We start from the raw sequence: 19135 nt of genomic DNA on the forward strand, positions 1-19135 counted from the left end.
CATCCGTGAAATACATCCTCGTCTTGCAGTGGCCAGGTACCAATGAGGCCGACTTTGACGCGCTCATCGCAATGGAGGACCTGCTAGAGGCAGCACTCCCTGAGGCCCACGGCTTCGTAGACGGCCATGACTTCGGCGCTGGCCAGATGAACATCTTCGTCCAAACCGACCGACCACTCGAAGCGTTTCAGGACGCGAAGACGTCATTGAGCCTTGACCCAAGATGGGCCGGGGCGCGGGCCGCATACAGACCAGCTGAGGGAGATCGTTATGTGCTCGTGTGGCCGGCGACTCTTGAAGGATTCTCGGTGTCGTGACGGCGAAGGATGCAGTCTCACGGAGGCGATGGTTCGTCGTCACCAGCATTCTTCTAGGAAAAAGTAGATGCTTGAATACGATGAGATGCTGCTGATGCTGCATCTGGAACCTCTTGACCGCCTCGCTAAGACAGCTTTTGCCGCTGCCTGCGCCGAACGTATGGTGCCCTTGTCCAATCGATACGAGCGACGAGTAGGTGACCAGCGTGAGCAGCGGCTTGCCGCCATCGTCTCGGCAGCTTGGCAAGCGGTTTCGGGAAATGACGTCGATGCGACTCTTCTGGAGACTGAAGCAGTGTCAATGATTCCGGACGAGGACGATGATGGATGGACAGCCGGCCGGAGCTACGCTGGCAACGCTGCAGCGGCTGCAGGCTACGCCATCCGGACGTGGCGCACCAACGATCCTCAACACGCTGCCTGGGCTGCCCGTCAGATCTTCGACGCCGCAGATCTTGCATACTTTCAGGCAAACCCCGGCAGGAGCTTCCTGACCGAGGGTGAGCAGAACGCATCCTTGGAGTCCACGGTCGTACAGTCAGCCATTTCGGCCATCCAACGGGATCTTGAGGCCGTCAACAACGCATGGCCTCTGTCCGAATTGCGCCAGAGAGCCCAGCAGGAAGGCCAGGAATGGGCAGCGACCGTGCCCTGGAACGGTTGCACCCCGATCTTCCGGACTCCTTGGCAGGCGACGACGCTGCGGCCTGGCTCGCCGCTGCGGAGTCCGAGGTCCGGAAGTCGCTATATGGGCGGGACCCAGCCTGACCCCATCGCAAGTCAACGCTAATCGATTGTGTCTGGCATCCGTTGATTTGGCGGCGGGCAGACGAAGCCTTTCGCATGCGAAGTCAGGGTGCGGTTCCCGCCCGACCACCGCCGGTCTGACTCAACTTCGCTAGCTGGGAAGCCGCGTCAGTTGGTTGCCCACCCGGTGAGCCTCAGAAGGTCAGCAGCAATGTCCTGCACGACGCGGTTGTCCGTAGGGCATCGATGGACCCATCGTGGTGTGAGGAGTTCGAGTTCTCTGGCGGCTGCGTTGTTACGGTCAAGATGTTCCCGAAGGTCGCTGCCCTGGGTCCGCCGGAGGAGCCTTGCTGACGCTGTTTCGTCGTCAGCGGTCAGCAGTACCGCAGTGATACGGGGACTGTCTCCCATGGCTGCTGCTAATTCCTGTGTGAATCGGACGCTGACCGTGTTCGTGTAAATCATCCGCCGGTAGCCGAGAGCACGGTAGTTGGCCCAGATCGCGGCAAGATTCCGCTCTGCCAGATTGTGCTCCCACGGTTGAGGGAAGGCCAGATCGAGGTTGTCGCCTTCGATCACACAGTGCTTGACCTTTAGGGCAGTGAGCTGGGCATGCAGTTCGAAAGCCACCGAGCTTTTCCCAACACCTGACCGGCCGCCAACAAACAGAACCTCACTCTTCATATTCACCCTCCGAGTATTGTCTAAAAACTGGTCAAAGCCGCATCATCTGAGCGGGGACGACAGGCGGAGCTGCTGCCTGGGCTCGTCGTGTACTTCATGAAACCTTGTAGCTAGATGGGAAGCAGCGCCTCATGCAATGTTCCAGCCGTCCTGTGTCCTGGAGAAGAACTCCTCTCGTGTGCACGACTCGATCTCGAATTCTGCGGCGTTTGCCCGGACAGCTTTGTCGTTCGACACGATTATCCACGTCGGGTCGAAAAGTCGGCTCTCGGATTCTTGAGTCGCGTCCAGCGCGCAGGCGACCAGCATCGGATCGGCAGCGCCCTTGTTTGCGTAAAGGTTCACGAGCGCCGTGTCGTCTTCAGGCACGGTGGCCATGACTGTCTGAAGAAAATTCAGAACGCTCGCTGTTGCCGGGTACTCAACAGCCTTGAGCGCATCGTCAGCGTACCCGTCGGCTTCATGGAGCACCTCAGACGGTATCCGGCAGCGCGCATGGAAGAACCCGCTCGCTCGCTGTGCCGGCGACAAGTGCGAGAGCACGTTGTTATCGATGAGGTACATCTCCTCGTTCATCGGAGCGCTGCCTTCAGTTCGCCGAGGTCACTGGGACCGATCCGGTTCAGGCAGACGACCCGGCAAAATTCTCGGGCGCTAAGACGCCGCTCTTCGACAGCGAGGAGCATCCGCCTGGTCAGCTCGCGGCCACTGTATTTGCGGATCGCGTTGACGGTTTTTGGCTGATGCGCTGGGGTCTTGGCCCGCGCGCGAAACTCGTCCTCGAGTGTGCGAAGGTACCCGGCCGCGGTCAATGGGGTGAGGCTGCCGAGACGCATGGCCCTGACGGTCAGGGCGCTCGGGGTCACCTTGAACACGTCAGCCATGGCCTTCACGGCATCAAGGTCTTCGAAGGTGATTCTCTGGAGATCGGCCGCGGGCATGAGGATCTCACCCACGATGTCGTACTCCCGCCCCGCGTCAGGGGCGGTGCTGTTCGCGTCGTAGCTGACGGGAGCAAAGATCCCACGCGCAACAAGCACAGTCATCAGGACGAGAGTGAAGATCTGCCGGCCGTAAGGCTCTTGGAAGTCGCCGTGATCGCCACCTGTCAGGAAGATGTAGGGCACTTTCGAGTCGCGCACGGTCATGCCACTGAAATGCACCTCGATGAGCTGGGGCATGTATCCTCGAACGCTCCGGGACACGAGCACCTGATTGGCTTCGAGCTGTTCGATGATCAGCTCCAATGCGGATTCTTTCTTTCGTGCCTGACGGATGGCTTCACGGTCGAGCCCGATCGCTTTGATCAGCGCCTCGGCGTCTTCCCGTACGGTCGGTCGTGGCTTTCGGAGCAGCCCGACGACCTTGTTCTTCACAAGCGTGGAGTCGTGCTTCCGGGCCAATTCCTGTTTGCGCAGGAGGTCCTTCACGATCAGCTCAACATCCCGTAGCTTCACGGTCGTCCGCGTGTTCACTGTGAACGTGTCGGGCGCAACGCCTTGCAGCAGCTTCGCGGTCTTGGTACGCAATTGTGCTTGGACTACGGCCGGGGAAGCGAAAAACAGTGGGTGCGGGACCTCCGCTTTCCGGGCAAGCTTCAAGAGCTCGGAGTATTGAATCTTCGACTTCTCGAGGGCATGGAGGTACGGGGCCCTCCCGTTCACCACAGAGTTCTCCAGCAGATCAACAAACACCGATCGGTCAATCGGCACTGACTCGCCCGCAATGATCACATGCACCGTGAAGCCCCCAAAACTCCAGTCCGTACCCAGTCCTTGGTCTATGCCTCCGCAATGTACACCGTATGAATCGCCATAGGGGAGTTACCTGCCAAGTTCGGCCGTCACGGGAAACTCAGTTCCGGCGGTCAGAACTCGTCCAAGTAGTCGGGTACGGGCTCGTTGATTTTGTCCAGAAGAACTTGTCGGGCTTCTTCTTCGGCGCGGCGAAGTTCGTCATTCGTTTCGGACTCCAGGGCACGTTCGATTGCAGCCAGTGCCGATTGCAGCTCGGGCGACCCCGCATCGTTTCCGCTCCAGAAGTGTGGAGTGAGATGCTGTGAGACCCGATTGAGGGTGGAGCTGTAAACATGTTCTCCGAAGGTGCGGGCATGCTCGGTCAGCCGCCGCGCCAGCTCGATGTGATGGGCAGCCCACGCGTTCAGAGAAGCCAGAATTCCGAGGAGATTAGTGAGCTGTCGCTCGCTAAGGTTGCCCACGGCAGCGCACAGCTTGCCCGTGACTTCTCGAGGAAGCCGGTCTCCGGTCACCTTGGTCAGTGCTGACGCGACCTGGCCGGGGTCATCGCTTCCGCATCCGTCGATGATCCATGCTGCGACCTCGTGCGGCTTCCCGGAAAAGGCTGCGCGCAGGCTGTGATCCCCGGCGCTTCGCAGAAGATGGCGGAGGGAATGGATCCCGGTCATTCGGTCGAGGACCAGCCGTGGATGCGCCGTTGCGATGTCCGTGATCCGGTTCTCGGCCTCCCAGGTCCCCACCTGAATGGCGGCAAGGAGGTCGAGCACTGCCGTGGCCTGGGCATTGTTGAGATTCTGGTACCAGTCTCTGGCAGAGCCGCTCATGGGAGTACGGAGGATGTCATAGATGGTATGGTCTGTTGCCTTTCCGGCGATCAGGGTCTTGGAAACGGTGATTGGATCCTCGACAAAAGGCAAGGCTGTGAGGAATGCCTGCCGAACACGCTCCGAAGGGTCCTCCACTCCCTCGGTGATCGCCTCGGTGTAAGGGGCCCCGAGATTCGCCCAGCCGAAGAATCCGGCAGCACGTCCGATAGCCCACCGGACACCTTCGCGTTGTGCCGCTGCCTCGGCAACGATCTGGTCGAGCAGGGCATTTTTCGATGTCTGAAGGCAGTCCAGGAGGATCGGCAGGCCGGCATCGAGTGGGCCATCGGAGAGATCGAGGATAGCCGCGACCACGTCGGGAACACGATCGGCATGCCCGCTGGCGGTGAGCTGTAGAAGGGTGATGAGCTGGTGGTTCGGCGTGCTCTTCGAGGTCAAGAGGGCTTCCCGCAATTCCGCGTCGAGCCGGTCTACGCCTGCTTTCGTATCGGCATGAGGCCCCCACAATGACTCGGCAAGTCGGAGGAGCCTCAGGTGGGAGCGGCGCTCCTGTGCTTTCATCCGGCCGTTGAGTTCGGCCTCACCTTCTGCGGACTGTTTCGATCGGGCAGCAATTCTTTCAACGCACTCGCTGAGCGTTGGTGCGTCCTTCCCTCGTTGTGGGTCAAGGTCAATCAAACGTTCGCCGCCGAGCAGGTGATCGCTGAGATCATCATCCTCGCGTTGGTCGAGCTGATGGAGAAGTGAAAGGGCCGCATGCATAACTTCCGGAGAGCTGGAGTAGCCGGCCGGGATTTCGACGGCCCGGCGCACCGTTCTCCGGATGACCGATATCGTTGTAATATCGGCGATGGTTCGCAGGGCTGCGATGGTCTGGAGATCATCGTCTGCCCAGGCATTGCGCTGTTCCTCGGGAACATCCGCTCCGAAGTAGCCCCGAGATGGTCGGACGGCACCTTCGAGGAGCCCGACGATTTCACTGGTGAGCGACAGGTTCTCGTCGCCGGCATATTTCACGCATAATGCCCGAACCGCATCCCGGTGGGCCCGGGCCCACTCTGGATTGACCTGGAACTGGCCGAGCGAAATCTCACGTGGATCCTGCATCTCACTGGTCGTCCCTTCTTTGGCAAGGAGCGGCCCGAGCACCGCAAGCGGGGTACTGGCATCACCCGCTTCTAGTGCGCCGAGCCATTGCCTGACTTTGGCGATGATTCTCTCCGGGTAGGACGGATCGGGAAGCCTATTCACCTGGCATAGCCGGTCGATGATAATTCTCAACGGGTGATCCAGCGCCGAATCGACGGGACGCGAGTCTCGGCGGCCGAGCTCCCAGAGAGCATCAAGCGCCGTTTCGAGTCGTTCCGGACCGTTGGCGGCACACGCACCATAGGGGATCGCGAGCCTTCGTTCCACGGCTGTCCGGCCGATCTCGCCGTCATCGAACAACGTCGCGATACCAGCATCGCCACGGAGCACGGAAGGTCGCTGGCTTGGCTCGAGGACCTCGAGTTCGTCCAACCGGCGGCGGATTCTGTCGAGCAGTTCCAGTGTCTTCAGCGGCTGAGTAAGTGGGAGGTATCCGAGGTGACCGGCCAGGTTGTAGAGGTCGCCATAGCCCCCGTCATCAACGCTGGTTTCAACGCTCGCCCAGATCGGACCCATGACGTGTGGGCCGTCGTAGTGGGCCAGCCGCCACTGGAGGCTCCCGACGGAAGTGAAGAGATCCTCACCGGCTACGTCACCGAGGGCGTTCCAGAGCTCCTCGACGAATCCGGTATCCACCCCTTCGATCGACGCAACACGCTCTAGAACTTGATCTGCGAACAGCTCAGGTATGACCCGCGCCCTGCCATTCTGCTCAATGACGATGCCGCGGTGACGAAGCTGTTCGCGGAGGCGAAGGTAATCGCGCAGCGAGATGCCCGCCAGCTTAAGGATCCTGGACCGTACGTCTTCGTCGTCAGCGCTGACCGTGCCAAGCGCCGACAGAGTAGCGAGCACACGCTCGAGAGGTTCAGGCCCGACCGCGTCAATGCCTCCGGTCAGTATGTCCCCGTAGCGTGCCATGACCTGCTCCCGTACGTCGCTGTCGAGAGACAGCGGGCCGCTCAGCTGGCCACCTTTGATCATGTTCAGCATCAGGACGGCCACAAATGGCGTGTCCCGTGCCTGTCGAGCGAGGGCTTCAAAGTGCGAAGAGTCGAGGGAGAGCCCGTCAGCAAGGGAAGCCACCAATTCGCGACCTTCAGGCAGGGTGAGCCTTCCAACGGTAATTTCGCAGATCTTCTCCAGGCGGAAGCCCCTCATGATCACCTCATTGCGAATGGAACGTGCTTCCAGACCCCTGACACCAAGGACCAGCTGTGTTCCAGCATTCGCTGCGGCGTAATTGAGAAGAATCGCGAGGTCCGGTGCACCTCTGTGAGCGTCGTCGATCACGATGACCGCCGGTGTCTGCGGCAGTAGCTTGATCGCATCTTTGTCGAGGCCATGGCCGGGGGAAAGCCAGAAGACCGGGACTGCGGGCGTGGCTGCATGGAAGGTCACAAGGCAATCGACCATGAGTCGAGTCTTGCCGACACCAGCGATCCCATTCACGAAGACGACGCGTGGCCAATCTGCTGACCTATCCAGTGCGGACGAGAGCTTCGTCTTCTCTGATTCACGTCCGATAGCGGGTCCGAGGTCGTTCAGGAGGTCCTCACCGCTGCGCCTTCGCTCTGAGACTTCCTCGATGCTGAGGAAAGGCGACTTGCCGCCGCCACGGGACCGTTCAACGAGTGCCAGTATCTCGCCAGCCCGGGCATGGCGGGTGTTGCTCGTCCCTCGCACATAGACGGCACCGTCTTCTAGGCCGTCTTTGCGGTCATCGCCCTGGAAGCTCTTGTGGCACGGAAATATCGGATCACCATCCTGGGGTGGCTGCGCGATGATGAACACGACCTCGCTGGAGTCGTTGACACTAATCCTGCCGAACTCGAACGCAGGGAACTGGGGTCCGAGGTATGGCCGCAGCCGGTCCTCAAGCTCATGGGCTTCGACGCCACGGGGAATGCCCGGCGCGGCATCCTTCGACGCACCGATGACCATCACAGCGTAGCCACGGAAGTACGGTGACGCCTCCTTCGGCCGACGGTTGGCTGCCCCGAGCAGGAACTTCGCGACCTTCGCCACGCCTGTCTTGCTGTTGAGATCCAGGCTGCTCTTGACCTCCAGGTAGGTCGTCTCGGCCTCGTCGCCGACGGCCATGACGTAATCCAGGATGAGTCGCAGGGAACGTTCACCGAGGGGGAGGACAGCAGTGTCAAGCCCTGCGGGATTCGGCTCGGGTACGTTGACCAGTGTGGGATCGGCAGTCATGGATCGATCTTCTCACTCCCCATGTTTCGTCATGGGGTTGCGATGCATCTAACGTTCGTGGGTCGATCGATTATCAGAAGTCGCCCGTTTGGACCCGATCGTCGTCTACATTCGACCGGATATAGGGGTCCTACATCCATGCCAATTCCATCATGGACCAGTACGACAACCCTGGTGACCTGCAAAAATGCCGCACCAAGGGTACCCACCGGCGGTTTCATCTTTCTCCGGAGCGAACTGCAGCCTCATTCTTGGCGGTCTGGTGCTTCTGGCCAGGAGCTTTCGGCTTGCCAGGGGAGTCGCGGCAATAGTGGCCCTGGGAGGCTTGGCGGGCTTTGTCATGATGGTCGGACCGGACGCGAGCGTCGTGAGGGCGGCGGTCATGGGTGCAATCGGCCTCAGCGCGCTAAGTGCCGGCAGGCGGAGCCGGTCCCTGGGCTTTCTCTGCCTTGCCGTGACTGGGCTTCTCATCCTGGATCCCTCCCTTGGTACGAGCATCGGATTCCTTTTGTCGGTCCTCGCCACCCTGGGAATTGTCTTGTTGGCACGGCCCATCGCCTTTTGGGCTCCAGCGTGGGTCCCTTCCTGGTTAGCTTCCGCCGTTGCCGTGCCCTTGGCGGCGCAGCTTCTGTGCAGCCCGGTGATTGTGGCCTTGCAACCGCAGTTCTCCAGCTACTCATTGCTGACGAATATCGCAGTTGCTCCGTTTGTCGCACCCGTGACGATCCTGGGAACCATTGCGGTTCCCCTTGTTCCGCTGTTTCCTTGGTTGGCAGTTGTTCCAATCGCCGTTGCCGGGGTCAGCGCGGAAATGGTGGCAGCAATCGCCAGGTTCTTCGCAGGACTTCCGGGAGCGGCCCTGCCGTGGCCGGAAGGTCCCACGGGAATCGCCACCATGGTTCTCTGGTCGGTTGTGACCATCTTGATGGTGTGGCTGGTCCTGCATCCAACGCGGGTGGTCTCAGCCGTACTCTGGTTGCACCGCCACGTGGTGTTCCTTATAGCCGCCGGTGAGTCGGCTGTCCGTCGCCCCTGGACCGAGGGCCATTCCGGGTGCTCGCCGGCGCCCGGCAAGCAGCCCGAGGGGTTCAGGATCACTGCCCTGGACGCTGAACGTGGGAGACTGGGAATCTGCAAAAACACTTCTGGAAGGAAGCAACATTGGCTGCTGCCCAGGTCTCAAAAGCTAAAACCTCCGCGGCAAACACCGCCAGCTGGCGGGACGTTACCCCGTCCGCGGTAGTGCTTATCACCGGCCCTGAGGAGTACCTCGGAATCCGGTCAATGGATCGGATCCGCTCGCAGGTGCGGGCCGCGGCACCGGAAGTGGAAATCAGCAGGCTCAATGCCGGAAGCTACGAGTCCGGTTCCCTCGCAATGGCGGTCACGCCGTCGTTGTTCGACGAGGCCAAACTCATCGAGATCGAGGGGCTCGAGTCAATGAACGATGCCTTCCTTGCCGATGCCTTGAAATACGTAACCCAACCGGAGAACGACGTCGTGTTGGTCCTTCGTCACGGTGGCGGGGTGCGCGGAAAGAAGCTCCTGGACGCCATCAAATCGTCTGGATGGCCAGTGGTGGACTGCCAGCCCTTGAAAAAGGACGCCGAGAAAACAGCATTCGTCGTCTCGGAATTCAAGGCAGGCGGCCGCCGCATCGAAGCGGAAGCTGTCCAGGCCCTCGTCAATGCAGTCGGTGCCAGCCTCTCTGAGCTCGCTGCGGCATGCAACCAGCTCATCGCAGACGCCACCACCGCGGTCGACGCAGCCACCGTGGAGCGCTACTACGGCGGCCGCGTGGAAGCCACTGCTTTCAAGGTTGCGGACGCCGCCATGGCCGGCAACGGGCCGCAGGCTCTGTCCAGCCTCCGGCACGCCCTCGCCACCGGGGTTGACCCGGTGCCGCTGGTTGCCGCCCTTGCCGCAAAGCTGCGCACCCTTGCCAAGGTAGCCGGTGCCCAGGGATCCTCGGCACAGATCGCCAAGCAGCTTGGCATGCAGCCATGGCTCATAGAACAGGCCCAACGGGACGTTCGCCGTTGGACTCCGGAAGGCCTGATCCGTTCCATCCAGGTCACGGCTGAAGCGGATGCCCAGGTGAAGGGCCTCTCTCGGGATCCCGTGTACGCAGTGGAGCACGCCGTCACGGTTATTGCCGCCTCGGCCCGCGGACGCTAAGCCCGCGCGCGACACCCGGATTCTTGGGCGATACGCACATTTCCTGGCGATGCCGGAATACACGCGTCGCATGTCAATTTGCGCGTCGTCAGTCGGAAACGCGTCGCATGTCCCCTTCCGCGTCGTCAGTAGATCCGGTGGCCCGTCGGACTCACGAGCCTTAAATACCTGAGGCCGGCACCCATGGGTGCCGGCCTCACGTTCAGCTCAGTCGAACTGGATAAACCTTAGAGTGCGTTGACCTTTTTGGAGATCGCCGACTTGCGGTTTGCAGCGTTGTTCTTGTGAATAACGCCCTTGCTGACAGCCTTATCCAGCTTACGGCTGGCAGCAACAAGAGCCTTTGCAGCGGCATCCTTGTCCGTGGACTCAACGGCGGTGGCAACGGCGCGGATGGCCGTCTTCAGCTCAGACTTGACAGCGTTGTTACGCAGGCGAGCCTTCTCGTTGGTGAGGATGCGCTTCTTCTGGGACTTGATATTAGCCACGTGTGTGAACTCTCTTTTTAATGCGGAAATGGTCTAGAGGGTTTTCAGGTTGGCCATCGACTGAGCGGCGTGGGGATGCCTATGGCAGCCAACCATGAGTGGCCGTCGACCTGCACGGACACACAGCCATAAATATTATCAGACTCGGCGCTTTTCCGGGGATTTGGCGTCTACGCCGAGTTGTGTTGTCCGCTGAGCCGATTCGCCACCAGTTGGAAAGTGCGCTTGTCGAGGACGGCCCCCTCGCGCCGGACGTCCGCCGGATTGACGCGGACCACCCGGTCTACCTTGACCTCACTGGGTCGGCCTTGGGGGTCCCAGGCGCCAGTGCCGATGTCCACGTAGTCGTCTGCACGGCGGCCGTTGTCGTGGTCTTTGCTGGTCAGCATCAGCCCCAGCAGCCACCTGCCGTCGTGCCCTATCAAAAGCAGCGGCCGATCCTTGCCCTGGGAATAGTCCTCTTCGTAGGGGACCCACGACCACACGATCTCTCCGGGGTCCGGCTTGCCGTCGGGATTGGGGGAGTACCGCGGAGACACCGTGCCCCGGAAGTCGCCCGGATATGGGCGGGAAAGCTGCCCGACGCCGGTGCTTGCGCTCCGGGTCCGACTCGCCTTCGCCGCTGCCCCGCCTTTCTGGGGCTGGCCAGGGCGCGTGCCGGGGGCTCCGATGATCCGTCGAAGGTAGCCCAGGGAGCCTTTGAGGAGTCTGCCAAGCAAATGTGTGTCCGATGCCATGGAACCACCGTACTTTCCATTGCCGTGCCGCGTCGCCCACACTCGTCGCCCACATTGCAACAGCGACGATCACAGTGCACAACCGGCGTCAGGTTCATGGGAGACTATTAGTTCAGATATGCGGCATCGGCCGGAATGGTCCAGACCAGTCCGGAGTCCGGCCGTGTGAGTATCGACAGTAAGGACCCTGCGTGTCTCCCATGGCCCGCACCGCACCGGTGCCCGCCGCGACAGATCCGGCCATCATCCGGAACTTCTGCATCATCGCCCACATCGACCACGGTAAATCCACCCTGGCCGACCGCATGTTGCAGTACACCGGCGTCGTTAAGTCCCGCGACATGAAGGCCCAGTATCTGGACCGCATGGATATCGAACGCGAACGTGGCATCACTATCAAGTCCCAGGCTGTCCGCATGCCCTGGGAGCTTGACGGCACCAGCTACGCCCTGAACATGATCGATACCCCTGGCCACGTTGACTTCACCTATGAGGTTTCCCGTTCCCTCGCGGCCTGTGAAGGTGCAGTCCTCTTGGTGGACGCCGCGCAAGGCATCGAGGCCCAGACGCTGGCGAACCTCTACCTGGCGATGGAAAACAACCTCACCATCATTCCGGTGCTGAACAAGATCGACCTCCCCGCCGCCCAGCCCGAAAAGTACGCGGCCGAACTCGCCAACCTGATCGGCGGCGACCCCGAGGACGTGCTACGGGTATCCGGCAAGACCGGTGTTGGCGTGGAGGCCCTGTTGGACAAGATCGTCCGCGATCTTCCGGCCCCTGTCGGCGACCCCGACGCACCGGCCCGCGCCATGATCTTCGACTCCGTGTATGACACATATCGCGGCGTGGTGACGTACGTCCGCGTCGTGGACGGCATGCTGCACCCGCGCGAGCGGATCCAGATGATGTCCACCCGCGCAACCCACGAGCTCCTGGAAATCGGTGTCAGCTCTCCGGAACCTACCCCTTCCAAGGGGCTGGGCGTCGGCGAAGTAGGCTACTTGATCACCGGCGTGAAGGACGTCCGCCAGTCGAAGGTCGGCGACACCGTGACCAACCTGGCCAAGCCCGCTTCGCAATCCCTCGCCGGTTATGCCGACGCCAAGCCCATGGTCTTCTCGGGCTTGTATCCCCTGGACGGCACGGACTATCCCGTGCTCCGGGATGCCCTCGAGAAGCTGATGCTCAACGACGCAGCGCTCGTCTACGAACCCGAGACGTCTGCCGCCCTGGGATTCGGTTTCCGCGTGGGCTTCCTTGGCTTGCTGCACCTGGAAATCACCCGTGAGCGCCTTGAGCGCGAGTACAACCTCGACCTCATCTCCACCGCTCCCAACGTTGAGTATGAGGTCACGCTGGAGGACAAAAGGGTCCTGCACGTCACCAACCCGAGCGAATACCCCACCGGCAAGATCGCTGAGGTCCGCGAACCGATGGTGTCCGCCACCATCCTGGCGCCGAATGAGTTTGTGGGCGCCATCATGGAGCTGTGCCAGAGCCGCCGCGGCGTCATGGGCGGCATGGACTACCTCTCCGAAGACCGCGTGGAAATCCGGTATCGGCTGCCGCTGGCCGAGATCGTCTTCGACTTCTTCGACATCCTCAAGTCCAAGACCCGTGGCTACGGTTCGCTGGACTGGAAGGCCGACGGCGAGCAGGTTGCCGATCTGGTCAAGGTGGACATCATGCTCCAAGGTGAGCAGGTTGACGCTTTCAGCGCCATCACACACCGCGACAAGGCCTACGCCTACGGCGTCATGATGACAGGCAAGCTGCGCGAACTCATTCCCCGCCAGCAGTTCGAGGTGCCTATCCAGGCCGCCATCGGCTCGCGGATCATTGCCCGCGAGAGCATCCGCGCCATCCGCAAGGACGTCCTTGCCAAGTGCTACGGCGGTGACATCACCCGTAAGCGCAAACTTCTGGAAAAGCAGAAGGAAGGCAAGAAGCGCATGAAGATGGTGGGCCGCGTGGAAGTTCCACAGGAAGCGTTCATCGCAGCCCTGACCACCGACGAATCCAAGGACAAGGCCAAGAAGTAATGGGGCTGTTCGCCCGGAACACTGCGGGACAGGTGTGCGCTTTGGCGGCGCGCACAGGACGGCCACGAGGGGAAATCCGTGCCTAGCGTTCTTCCCGTCGGGGATCCGGCACCTGCGGACGGCCTCTTGCCGCCGCAGGTCCTCGACGGCGTCGGTTCACGCAAGTTTGGACTCTACGTCCACATACCTTTCTGTGCCGTACGTTGCGGTTACTGCGATTTCAACACCTACACCGCCACCGAGCTTGGCGGAGGCGCCTCCCAGGACGCCTACGCGTCTACTGCTATTTCGGAAGTGGAGTTCGCCGTCCGGGCCATGGAAGCCTCCGGGCTCCCGCAGCGGCCCCTGAGCACGGTGTTCTTCGGCGGTGGCACACCGACCCTGTTGCCTGCTGAAGATCTCGCACGCATCATGACGGCCGCCGTCGGGCACTGGGGCCTGGAATCGGGAGCCGAAGTCACCACTGAAGCGAACCCGGACTCCGTGACACCGGAGTCCCTCCAGTTGCTCGCGGACGCCGGCTTTACGCGGATTTCCTTTGGCATGCAGTCGGCGGTCCCTCACGTGCTCAAGGTCCTGGACCGTACTCACACTCCAAGCAGGGTCCCCTTGGTGGTCCAATGGGCGCGCGACGCCGGCCTCGCCGTAAGCCTCGACCTCATCTACGGCACTCCCGGCGAGTCCATGGCTGATTGGCAGACCTCCTTGGAGACTGCCTTGTCCTACGGGCCGGACCACATCAGCGCCTATGCGCTGATCGTGGAAGAAGGCACCAAACTGGCGGCACAGATCCGGCGCGGAGAAGTTCCCGGAATCGACGACGACGACCACGCGGCCAAGTACGAACTCGCCGACCAGCTGATCAGCGCTGCCGGACTGGACTGGTACGAGGTCAGCAATTGGTCCCGCACACCCGAACAGGCGTGCAAACACAACCTTGCCTACTGGCGCGGAGACGATTGGTGGGGCATCGGACCCGGTGCGCATTCCCACATGGGCGGCGTCCGCTGGTGGAACGTCAAACACCCCACTGCCTATGCCAACAGGCTCGGTAGCGGGGTGTCGCCCGCCGCTGGACGCGAAACGCTCGACGCCGGAACCCGGGAAGTGGAACGCATCATGCTGGAGGCGCGCCTCGGCACCGGGCTTCAGGTCGACGCCCTCGACAAGGTAGGCCGCCACGCCGTCGCAGGCCTCATTGCCGACGGTCTGGTTGAGCCTGGAGCGGCCTTCCAAGGACGGTTGGTCCTGACGCTCAAAGGCCGGCTGCTCGCAGATGCCGTGGTCCGCCGGATCCTTCCGGACTAGCGGCACCCACGAAGACCGGCTACTTGATCCAGCGCAGGTTGAAGCGGTAGCGGTGCGGCTGTCCGTGGTTGACGCGGATTCCGGCTGACACCGAGAAGCAGGTCACTGCGACCCAGATTGCCGTGGCAAGGACAGCGAACAGGTTTCCGACCACCGGAAGCAAGACGAGGATGTTGGCGAGCACTGCGGCAATCGTCGGAGGCAAAGTGAAGTTGAGCGCTTCCTTGGATTCCTGTGCCGTGAACGGGCCACGTTCGCGGAAAATCAGGTAGATCAGAAGCGAAGGCACGCAGCCAAGGATCCCGCCGAAGTGCGCCAGGGTTGCCCACTGCCGGTCTTCCGAGGCAGTCAAGGGCAGCGCGTTGGCAGGAACGCCGTGGTACTGGGACTGGCCCGAGGTGCCATCCCGATCGTCAGGAGCGTTGTCTGCCACAGTATCTTCCTTCGAGTATCTATCGGTGCAGTGTTGCTGTCCCAGAATACTTGCTCGGCAGGCGATCAGCCGACCAACTCCGGGATCGCTGCCCAGGGCCGCGCTTGGTCCGCTGCCAGGTGAGCACTGGACGGCCAAGGGACTCGTCACGGAACGGTCAGGAAATCGATCACTTCTTCCACGCGGCCCAGCAAAGAGGCTTCCAAATCGGCGTAGCTGTGGACGGCGCCCAGAAGCTTCTGCCAGCCAAGTCCGACGTCCTCGGCCGTCTCATGGGGCCAGCCGAACGACCTCAGGATTCCGGTCTTCCAATCCGTGCCGCGCGCGATGGTTGGCCATTGCTCGATCCCCAACACCCTGGGCCGGATTGCCTGCCAGACGTCCACATAAGGGTGTCCTACGATCAGGAGGTTTCCTGCGGCGCCCGGCAGCGTCATGGCGTCGGCAGCAATCCGCGACTCCTTCGAATCCGGCACCAAGTGGTCCACGAGGATCCCGAGCCGGCGGCCCGGGCCGGGGGAGAACCCTGCTATGGCCGCCTTGAGATCGTCCACGCCGTGCAAGGGCTCGACGACGATGCCCTCCACCCGGAGATCATCTCCCCACACCTTTTCCACAAGTTCTGCGTCGTGCTTGCCTTCCACCCAGATCCGGCTCGCCTTGGCGACTTGGGCCCGCTGGCCGGCCACCCGGACGGATCCTGATGCCGTCCTGCCTGCTTGCGCCGCGCCCTTGGCGGTCGCCGCGCGTGGCGCCGGCGGCAGGAGCTTCACTGCTTGTCCCTCCAGCAGGAATCCGAATCCGAGCCGGAATGATTTGGCCTTTCCCCGCCGATCCTCAAGCACCACAATGTGCATGCCTCCGGACTTCTCCACCCTGGTCACGGCCCCGACCCAACCGGACTGCACGTCCTCGAGAACCATCCCGCGTTCAACGGGCACCTCCGGCAGTTGCCGTTTGGCCGGCGAGGAGAGGTCTTGCGGGCCCCAATTGTCGTAAGACACGGTCTTCACACCACTTTGCACTAGGGGGATCGGTCACGGTCCGTGGCATTCCCAGGACCGCGCGGGAATCATGTTCGCCGCGAGCGGTACCAATGCTAACAACGAGGTGGCTCATACTAGACTTGTTAGCACTTGGGTATGTTGAGTGCTAATCGTTGAGTGCTAATTGTTGAAATACCGGATTGTTGAGAACTTGATCGTTTGAGTCCTTGATCGTCCAGTACTGGCTGTTGAATGGAGGTGGGCAGTGAGCGAACCACGGAAGCTAGAAGTGTTGCGCGCCATCGTGGAGGACTACGTTCACTCCCGCGAGCCCGTCGGCTCCAAAGCCTTGGTCGAACGGCACCACCTGGGAGTGTCGAGCGCAACCATCCGCAATGACATGGCCCTCTTGGAAGAAGAAGGCCTCATTGCAGCACCACACACGAGTGCGGGCCGCATTCCCACGGACAAGGGCTACCGCTTGTTCGTCGACCGTATTTCCGAGGTCAAGCCACTTTCGGCTGCCGAGCGCCGGGCCATCCATTCGTTGCTTGAGGGGCCCGACGACGTCGAGGACATCCTTGAGCGAACCGTCCGGCTCCTCTCCCAACTGACCAACCAGGTCGCCGTCGTCCAGTATCCGCACCTGAGCCGCGCGCGTGTCCGGCACATTGAGTTTGTCCTTTTGGCACCCCGCCAGGTCTTGGTGGTGTTGATCGCCGACTCGGGCAAAGTGGAACAGGGCGTTGTGCACGCAGCGACAGACGCCACTGACGAAGAGCTCATGGCTTTGCGCGCGCGATTCCTTGGGAGCATTGCCAGCTCCCAGCTCGACCTCATGCCGCAAGTCCTGCCCTCGGTGGTTGCCTTGTGCCCGCCGGCGCTTCGGAACCTTGCAGGCGCCCTTGCCCACGGCCTGGAAAGGCTTGCCGAGCGGAGCCGCGACGAACGCATGGTCATGGCAGGCACGGCAAACCTGGCCCGCTCCAACGTGGACTTCCCGCTGAGCATCGGTCCGGTCCTCGAGGCGCTCGAGGAGCAAGTGGTCATGTTGCGGCTGTTGTCGGACATGGCCGAGGACCCGCGGGGCGTCACGGTGAGCATCGGCCGCGAAAACCCCTATGACGGCCTCTCCGAGGCTTCGGTGGTTGCCACGGGCTACGGTCCGGGCAGCAGTGCCAAGATCGGCATTCTTGGACCCACCCGCATGGATTATCCCAACACCATGGCGGCCGTCCGTGCCGTCGCACGCTACCTTTCCCGCATTCTGGGCGGCTGACGGCCTCGGCTGGAAACCGCCTCGCAAGAAAAGCAGTGGAACCGTAAACAAGGAAGAGATACCGACTTTGAGCAGTCACTATGACGTTCTGGGCGTCTCGCCGGAAGCAACCGGCGAGGAGATCAAGAAGGCCTACCGCAAGCTCGCACGTAAGCTGCACCCCGATGTGAACCCCGGGGCCGGCGCTGCCGAGGAATTCAAGGCGGTGACCCACGCTTACGAGGTCCTCTCCGACCCCCAGAAGCGCCGCGTCTACGATGCCACCGGCAACGAGAACGGGACCGACAACGGTTTCGGCGGAGGCTACGCGGGCCAGGGATTCGCCTTCCAGGACATCTTCGACACATTCTTCGGCGGAGGCGGCGGCGGCATGCAGGGCCCCGCATCCCGCATGCGCCGCGGCCAGGACGCCCTGATCAGTGTCCGCATCGACATGCGCGAGGCGGTGTTCGGTGTCAACAAAAAGCTTGAGGTGGACACCGCTGTCATCTGCCCCACGTGCGAAGGCTCATGCTGCCGTCCGGGCACCCACCCGGAGCGCTGCGACATCTGTGGCGGCTCGGGCCAGGTCCAGCGGGCCGTCCGCTCGATTCTCGGCCAGGTCATGACCGCCGCACCATGTGGATCGTGCGAAGGTTTCGGCTCGATCATCAAGGATCCTTGCAATGAGTGCAACGGCCAAGGCCGCATCCGCAGCCGCCGTTCGCTGACCGTCAAGGTGCCTGGCGGCGTCGCTACCGGGACCCGCATCCAGCTTTCGTCGCAAGGCGAGGCAGGTCCCGCGGGCGGACCTCCCGGTGACCTCTACGTGGAGATCCGGGTCAACAACGATTCCACCTACATCCGCGAAGGCGACGACCTTCACGCCACGCTGAGCGTTCCCATGACTGCCGCGGCACTGGGTACCGAGCTGCAGCTTGAGACTTTCGACGGTCCCCAGGAGATCGACGTCAAGTCAGGCACGCAGTCCGGCGAAGTCATCACCTTGCGTGGACTCGGGGTCACCCATCTCCGCGGCTACGGCAGGGGAGACCTCAAGGTGCACCTGCACGTTGAGACCCCCGGCAAGCTCGACGCCGTGCAGGAAGACCTGCTTCGCCAACTGGCCAAATTGCGCGGAGAGCAGTTCACCGAAGGCAAGCTTGTGGCCAGTGGCGGTATGTTCGCGAAGCTGCGGGACAAGCTCGGTAACCTGTAGCGGTGAGCAACCCCGTATTCTTCACAGCAGCCGGAACGCTTGACGGGCTCGGCCCTGGTGACTCTTTCGTGCTCGACGGCGCCGAAGCCAGGCATGCTGTCACCGTCAAGCGCCTGGAACTCGGCGAAGCCGTCGATATCGCCGACGGTGCCGGTAGACGGCTCACGGGCACCGTGACGGAATCCGGGCAGGGAACCTTGACAGTCCTTGCCTCCGCTGTCGATGCGGAGCACCAGCCAAGCGTGCGGCTCGTGCTGGTCCAGGCCCTCGCGAAGGGCGACCGTGACGAGCTTGCAGTAGAGACTGCAACGGAACTCGGGATCGACGCCGTCGTGCCCTGGCAGGCGGAACGTTCGATCGTCCGTTGGAAGGGTGACCGGGCCGCCAAAGCCCACGCGAAGTGGCAATCCGTGGCCACCGCAGCCGCCAAGCAAGCGCGGCGCGCGTGGATTCCCGAGGTGCGTTCCGCCGTCGACGGCTCCGGCCTGGCTGCGGCGGTTGCCGCGGCTGACCTGGCGATCATCCTGCACGAGGACGCGAAACGTCCGCTGCGGGATGTCCTGGAGAAGTGGCAGGGCCAAGTTTCCGATGCGGATACCGGAGCGGGACGGGAAGTCCTGCTTATCGTCGGCCCGGAGGGCGGCATTTCACCGCGCGAAGTGACGAAGCTCAGCGACGTCGGCGCCGTCACCGCGCTCTTAGGCCACCACGTGCTTCGCTCGTCGACGGCAGGTCCTGCCGCCGTCGTGCTGGCCAGCGACATCCTGGGGCGCTGGTAGCTCGCAGCG

General features: G+C 62.2%; 17 protein-coding genes. 9 read left to right on the plus strand and 8 right to left on the minus strand.

Annotated features, from left to right (window positions below):
• Positions 1 to 5 precede the first annotated feature (5 nt).
• Both QRN59_RS12685 and QRN59_RS12690 read left to right on the plus strand, forming a co-directional pair.
• The gene (locus QRN59_RS12685) at positions 6 to 317 is read left to right on the plus strand and encodes a hypothetical protein (protein WP_284982865.1); all 312 of its coding nucleotides are present in this window, start codon (positions 6 to 8) and stop codon (positions 315 to 317) included.
• Positions 318 to 384: 67 nt separating this feature from the next.
• The gene (locus tag QRN59_RS12690) at positions 385 to 1107 is read left to right on the plus strand and encodes a DUF416 family protein (protein ID WP_284982866.1); all 723 of its coding nucleotides are present in this window, start codon (positions 385 to 387) and stop codon (positions 1105 to 1107) included.
• 125 nt (positions 1108 to 1232) lie between these two features.
• Here QRN59_RS12690 and QRN59_RS12695 read toward each other — a convergent pair whose 3' ends face one another.
• From QRN59_RS12695 to QRN59_RS12710, 4 genes are all read right to left on the minus strand, one after another.
• Positions 1233 to 1748 carry an adenylyl-sulfate kinase gene (locus QRN59_RS12695; RefSeq protein ID WP_284982994.1) on the minus strand — a complete coding sequence of 172 codons (516 nt, stop codon included), beginning with the start codon at positions 1746 to 1748 and terminating at the stop codon, positions 1233 to 1235.
• Between the two features lie 129 nt (positions 1749 to 1877).
• A complete protein-coding gene (locus QRN59_RS12700; protein WP_284982867.1) occupies positions 1878 to 2324 on the minus strand; it encodes a hypothetical protein in 447 nt (148 codons plus the stop codon).
• Positions 2321 to 3460, minus strand: coding sequence for a hypothetical protein (locus QRN59_RS12705; RefSeq protein ID WP_284982868.1), 1140 nt, complete (start codon positions 3458 to 3460; stop codon positions 2321 to 2323). Before QRN59_RS12705 ends, QRN59_RS12700 begins: the two co-directional genes overlap by 4 nt.
• Before the next feature lie 155 nt (positions 3461 to 3615).
• A complete protein-coding gene (locus tag QRN59_RS12710) occupies positions 3616 to 7695 on the minus strand; it encodes a P-loop NTPase (RefSeq protein WP_284982869.1) in 4080 nt (1359 codons plus the stop codon).
• A gap of 187 nt (positions 7696 to 7882) precedes the next feature.
• Between QRN59_RS12710 and QRN59_RS12715 the strand changes: the two genes are divergently transcribed.
• A complete protein-coding gene (locus tag QRN59_RS12715) occupies positions 7883 to 8938 on the plus strand; it encodes a ComEC/Rec2 family competence protein (protein ID WP_284982870.1) in 1056 nt (351 codons plus the stop codon).
• Positions 8857 to 9873, plus strand: coding sequence for a DNA polymerase III subunit delta (gene holA, locus QRN59_RS12720; protein ID WP_284982871.1), 1017 nt, complete (start codon positions 8857 to 8859; stop codon positions 9871 to 9873). Before QRN59_RS12715 ends, holA begins: the two co-directional genes overlap by 82 nt.
• Before the next feature lie 227 nt (positions 9874 to 10100).
• On the opposite strand, the gene rpsT is transcribed toward holA, so the two are convergent.
• Entirely contained in the window at positions 10101 to 10361 is a 261-nt protein-coding gene (rpsT, locus tag QRN59_RS12725; protein ID WP_028267110.1) for a 30S ribosomal protein S20, read from the minus strand.
• Between the two features lie 170 nt (positions 10362 to 10531).
• On the minus strand, positions 10532 to 11098 hold the full coding sequence (locus tag QRN59_RS12730) for a type II toxin-antitoxin system PemK/MazF family toxin (RefSeq protein WP_284982872.1): 567 nt from the start codon (positions 11096 to 11098) through the stop codon (positions 10532 to 10534).
• Positions 11099 to 11289: 191 nt separating this feature from the next.
• On the opposite strand from QRN59_RS12730, the gene lepA reads away from it, so the two are divergent.
• A complete protein-coding gene (gene lepA / locus QRN59_RS12735) occupies positions 11290 to 13143 on the plus strand; it encodes a translation elongation factor 4 (protein ID WP_234749224.1) in 1854 nt (617 codons plus the stop codon).
• A gap of 78 nt (positions 13144 to 13221) precedes the next feature.
• Positions 13222 to 14451, plus strand: coding sequence for a radical SAM family heme chaperone HemW (gene hemW, locus QRN59_RS12740; protein ID WP_284982873.1), 1230 nt, complete (start codon positions 13222 to 13224; stop codon positions 14449 to 14451).
• A 19-nt stretch (positions 14452 to 14470) separates the two neighbouring features.
• On the opposite strand, the gene QRN59_RS12745 is transcribed toward hemW, so the two are convergent.
• Positions 14471 to 14884, minus strand: a complete 414-nt coding sequence (locus tag QRN59_RS12745; RefSeq protein WP_059390016.1) for a DUF4870 domain-containing protein — start codon at positions 14882 to 14884, stop codon at positions 14471 to 14473.
• Positions 14885 to 15030: 146 nt separating this feature from the next.
• Positions 15031 to 15888 carry a DUF3097 domain-containing protein gene (locus tag QRN59_RS12750; protein WP_284982874.1) on the minus strand — a complete coding sequence of 286 codons (858 nt, stop codon included), beginning with the start codon at positions 15886 to 15888 and terminating at the stop codon, positions 15031 to 15033.
• A 247-nt stretch (positions 15889 to 16135) separates the two neighbouring features.
• Between QRN59_RS12750 and hrcA the strand changes: the two genes are divergently transcribed.
• From hrcA to QRN59_RS12765, 3 genes are all read left to right on the plus strand, one after another.
• Entirely contained in the window at positions 16136 to 17149 is a 1014-nt protein-coding gene (gene hrcA / locus QRN59_RS12755; RefSeq protein WP_284982875.1) for a heat-inducible transcriptional repressor HrcA, read from the plus strand.
• Positions 17150 to 17216: 67 nt separating this feature from the next.
• Positions 17217 to 18347 (plus strand): molecular chaperone DnaJ, encoded by a 1131-nt coding sequence (gene dnaJ, locus QRN59_RS12760; protein WP_284982876.1) that lies wholly within the window; start codon positions 17217 to 17219, stop codon positions 18345 to 18347.
• Positions 18348 to 18349: 2 nt separating this feature from the next.
• Positions 18350 to 19126 carry a 16S rRNA (uracil(1498)-N(3))-methyltransferase gene (locus QRN59_RS12765; RefSeq protein ID WP_284982877.1) on the plus strand — a complete coding sequence of 259 codons (777 nt, stop codon included), beginning with the start codon at positions 18350 to 18352 and terminating at the stop codon, positions 19124 to 19126.
• Positions 19127 to 19135 lie beyond the last annotated feature (9 nt).

Origin of the sequence: Arthrobacter sp. efr-133-TYG-118, assembly GCF_030209755.1 — a bacterium.
In the GTDB taxonomy this organism is placed as follows: domain Bacteria; phylum Actinomycetota; class Actinomycetes; order Actinomycetales; family Micrococcaceae; genus Arthrobacter.

What these genes read in the sequence shown, in the direction of transcription:
- QRN59_RS12690 (WP_284982866.1), top strand. Translation starts at nt 385, where the DNA reads ATGCTTGAATACGATGAGATGCTGCTGATGCTGCATCTGGAACCTCTT.
- QRN59_RS12715 (WP_284982870.1), top strand. Translation starts at nt 7,883, where the DNA reads ATGCCGCACCAAGGGTACCCACCGGCGGTTTCATCTTTCTCCGGAGCG.
- QRN59_RS12730 (WP_284982872.1), bottom strand. Translation starts at nt 11,098, where the DNA reads ATGGCATCGGACACACATTTGCTTGGCAGACTCCTCAAAGGCTCCCTG.
- QRN59_RS12695 (WP_284982994.1), bottom strand. Translation starts at nt 1,748, where the DNA reads ATGAAGAGTGAGGTTCTGTTTGTTGGCGGCCGGTCAGGTGTTGGGAAA.
- QRN59_RS12700 (WP_284982867.1), bottom strand. Translation starts at nt 2,324, where the DNA reads ATGAACGAGGAGATGTACCTCATCGATAACAACGTGCTCTCGCACTTG.
- QRN59_RS12710 (WP_284982869.1), bottom strand. Translation starts at nt 7,695, where the DNA reads ATGACTGCCGATCCCACACTGGTCAACGTACCCGAGCCGAATCCCGCA.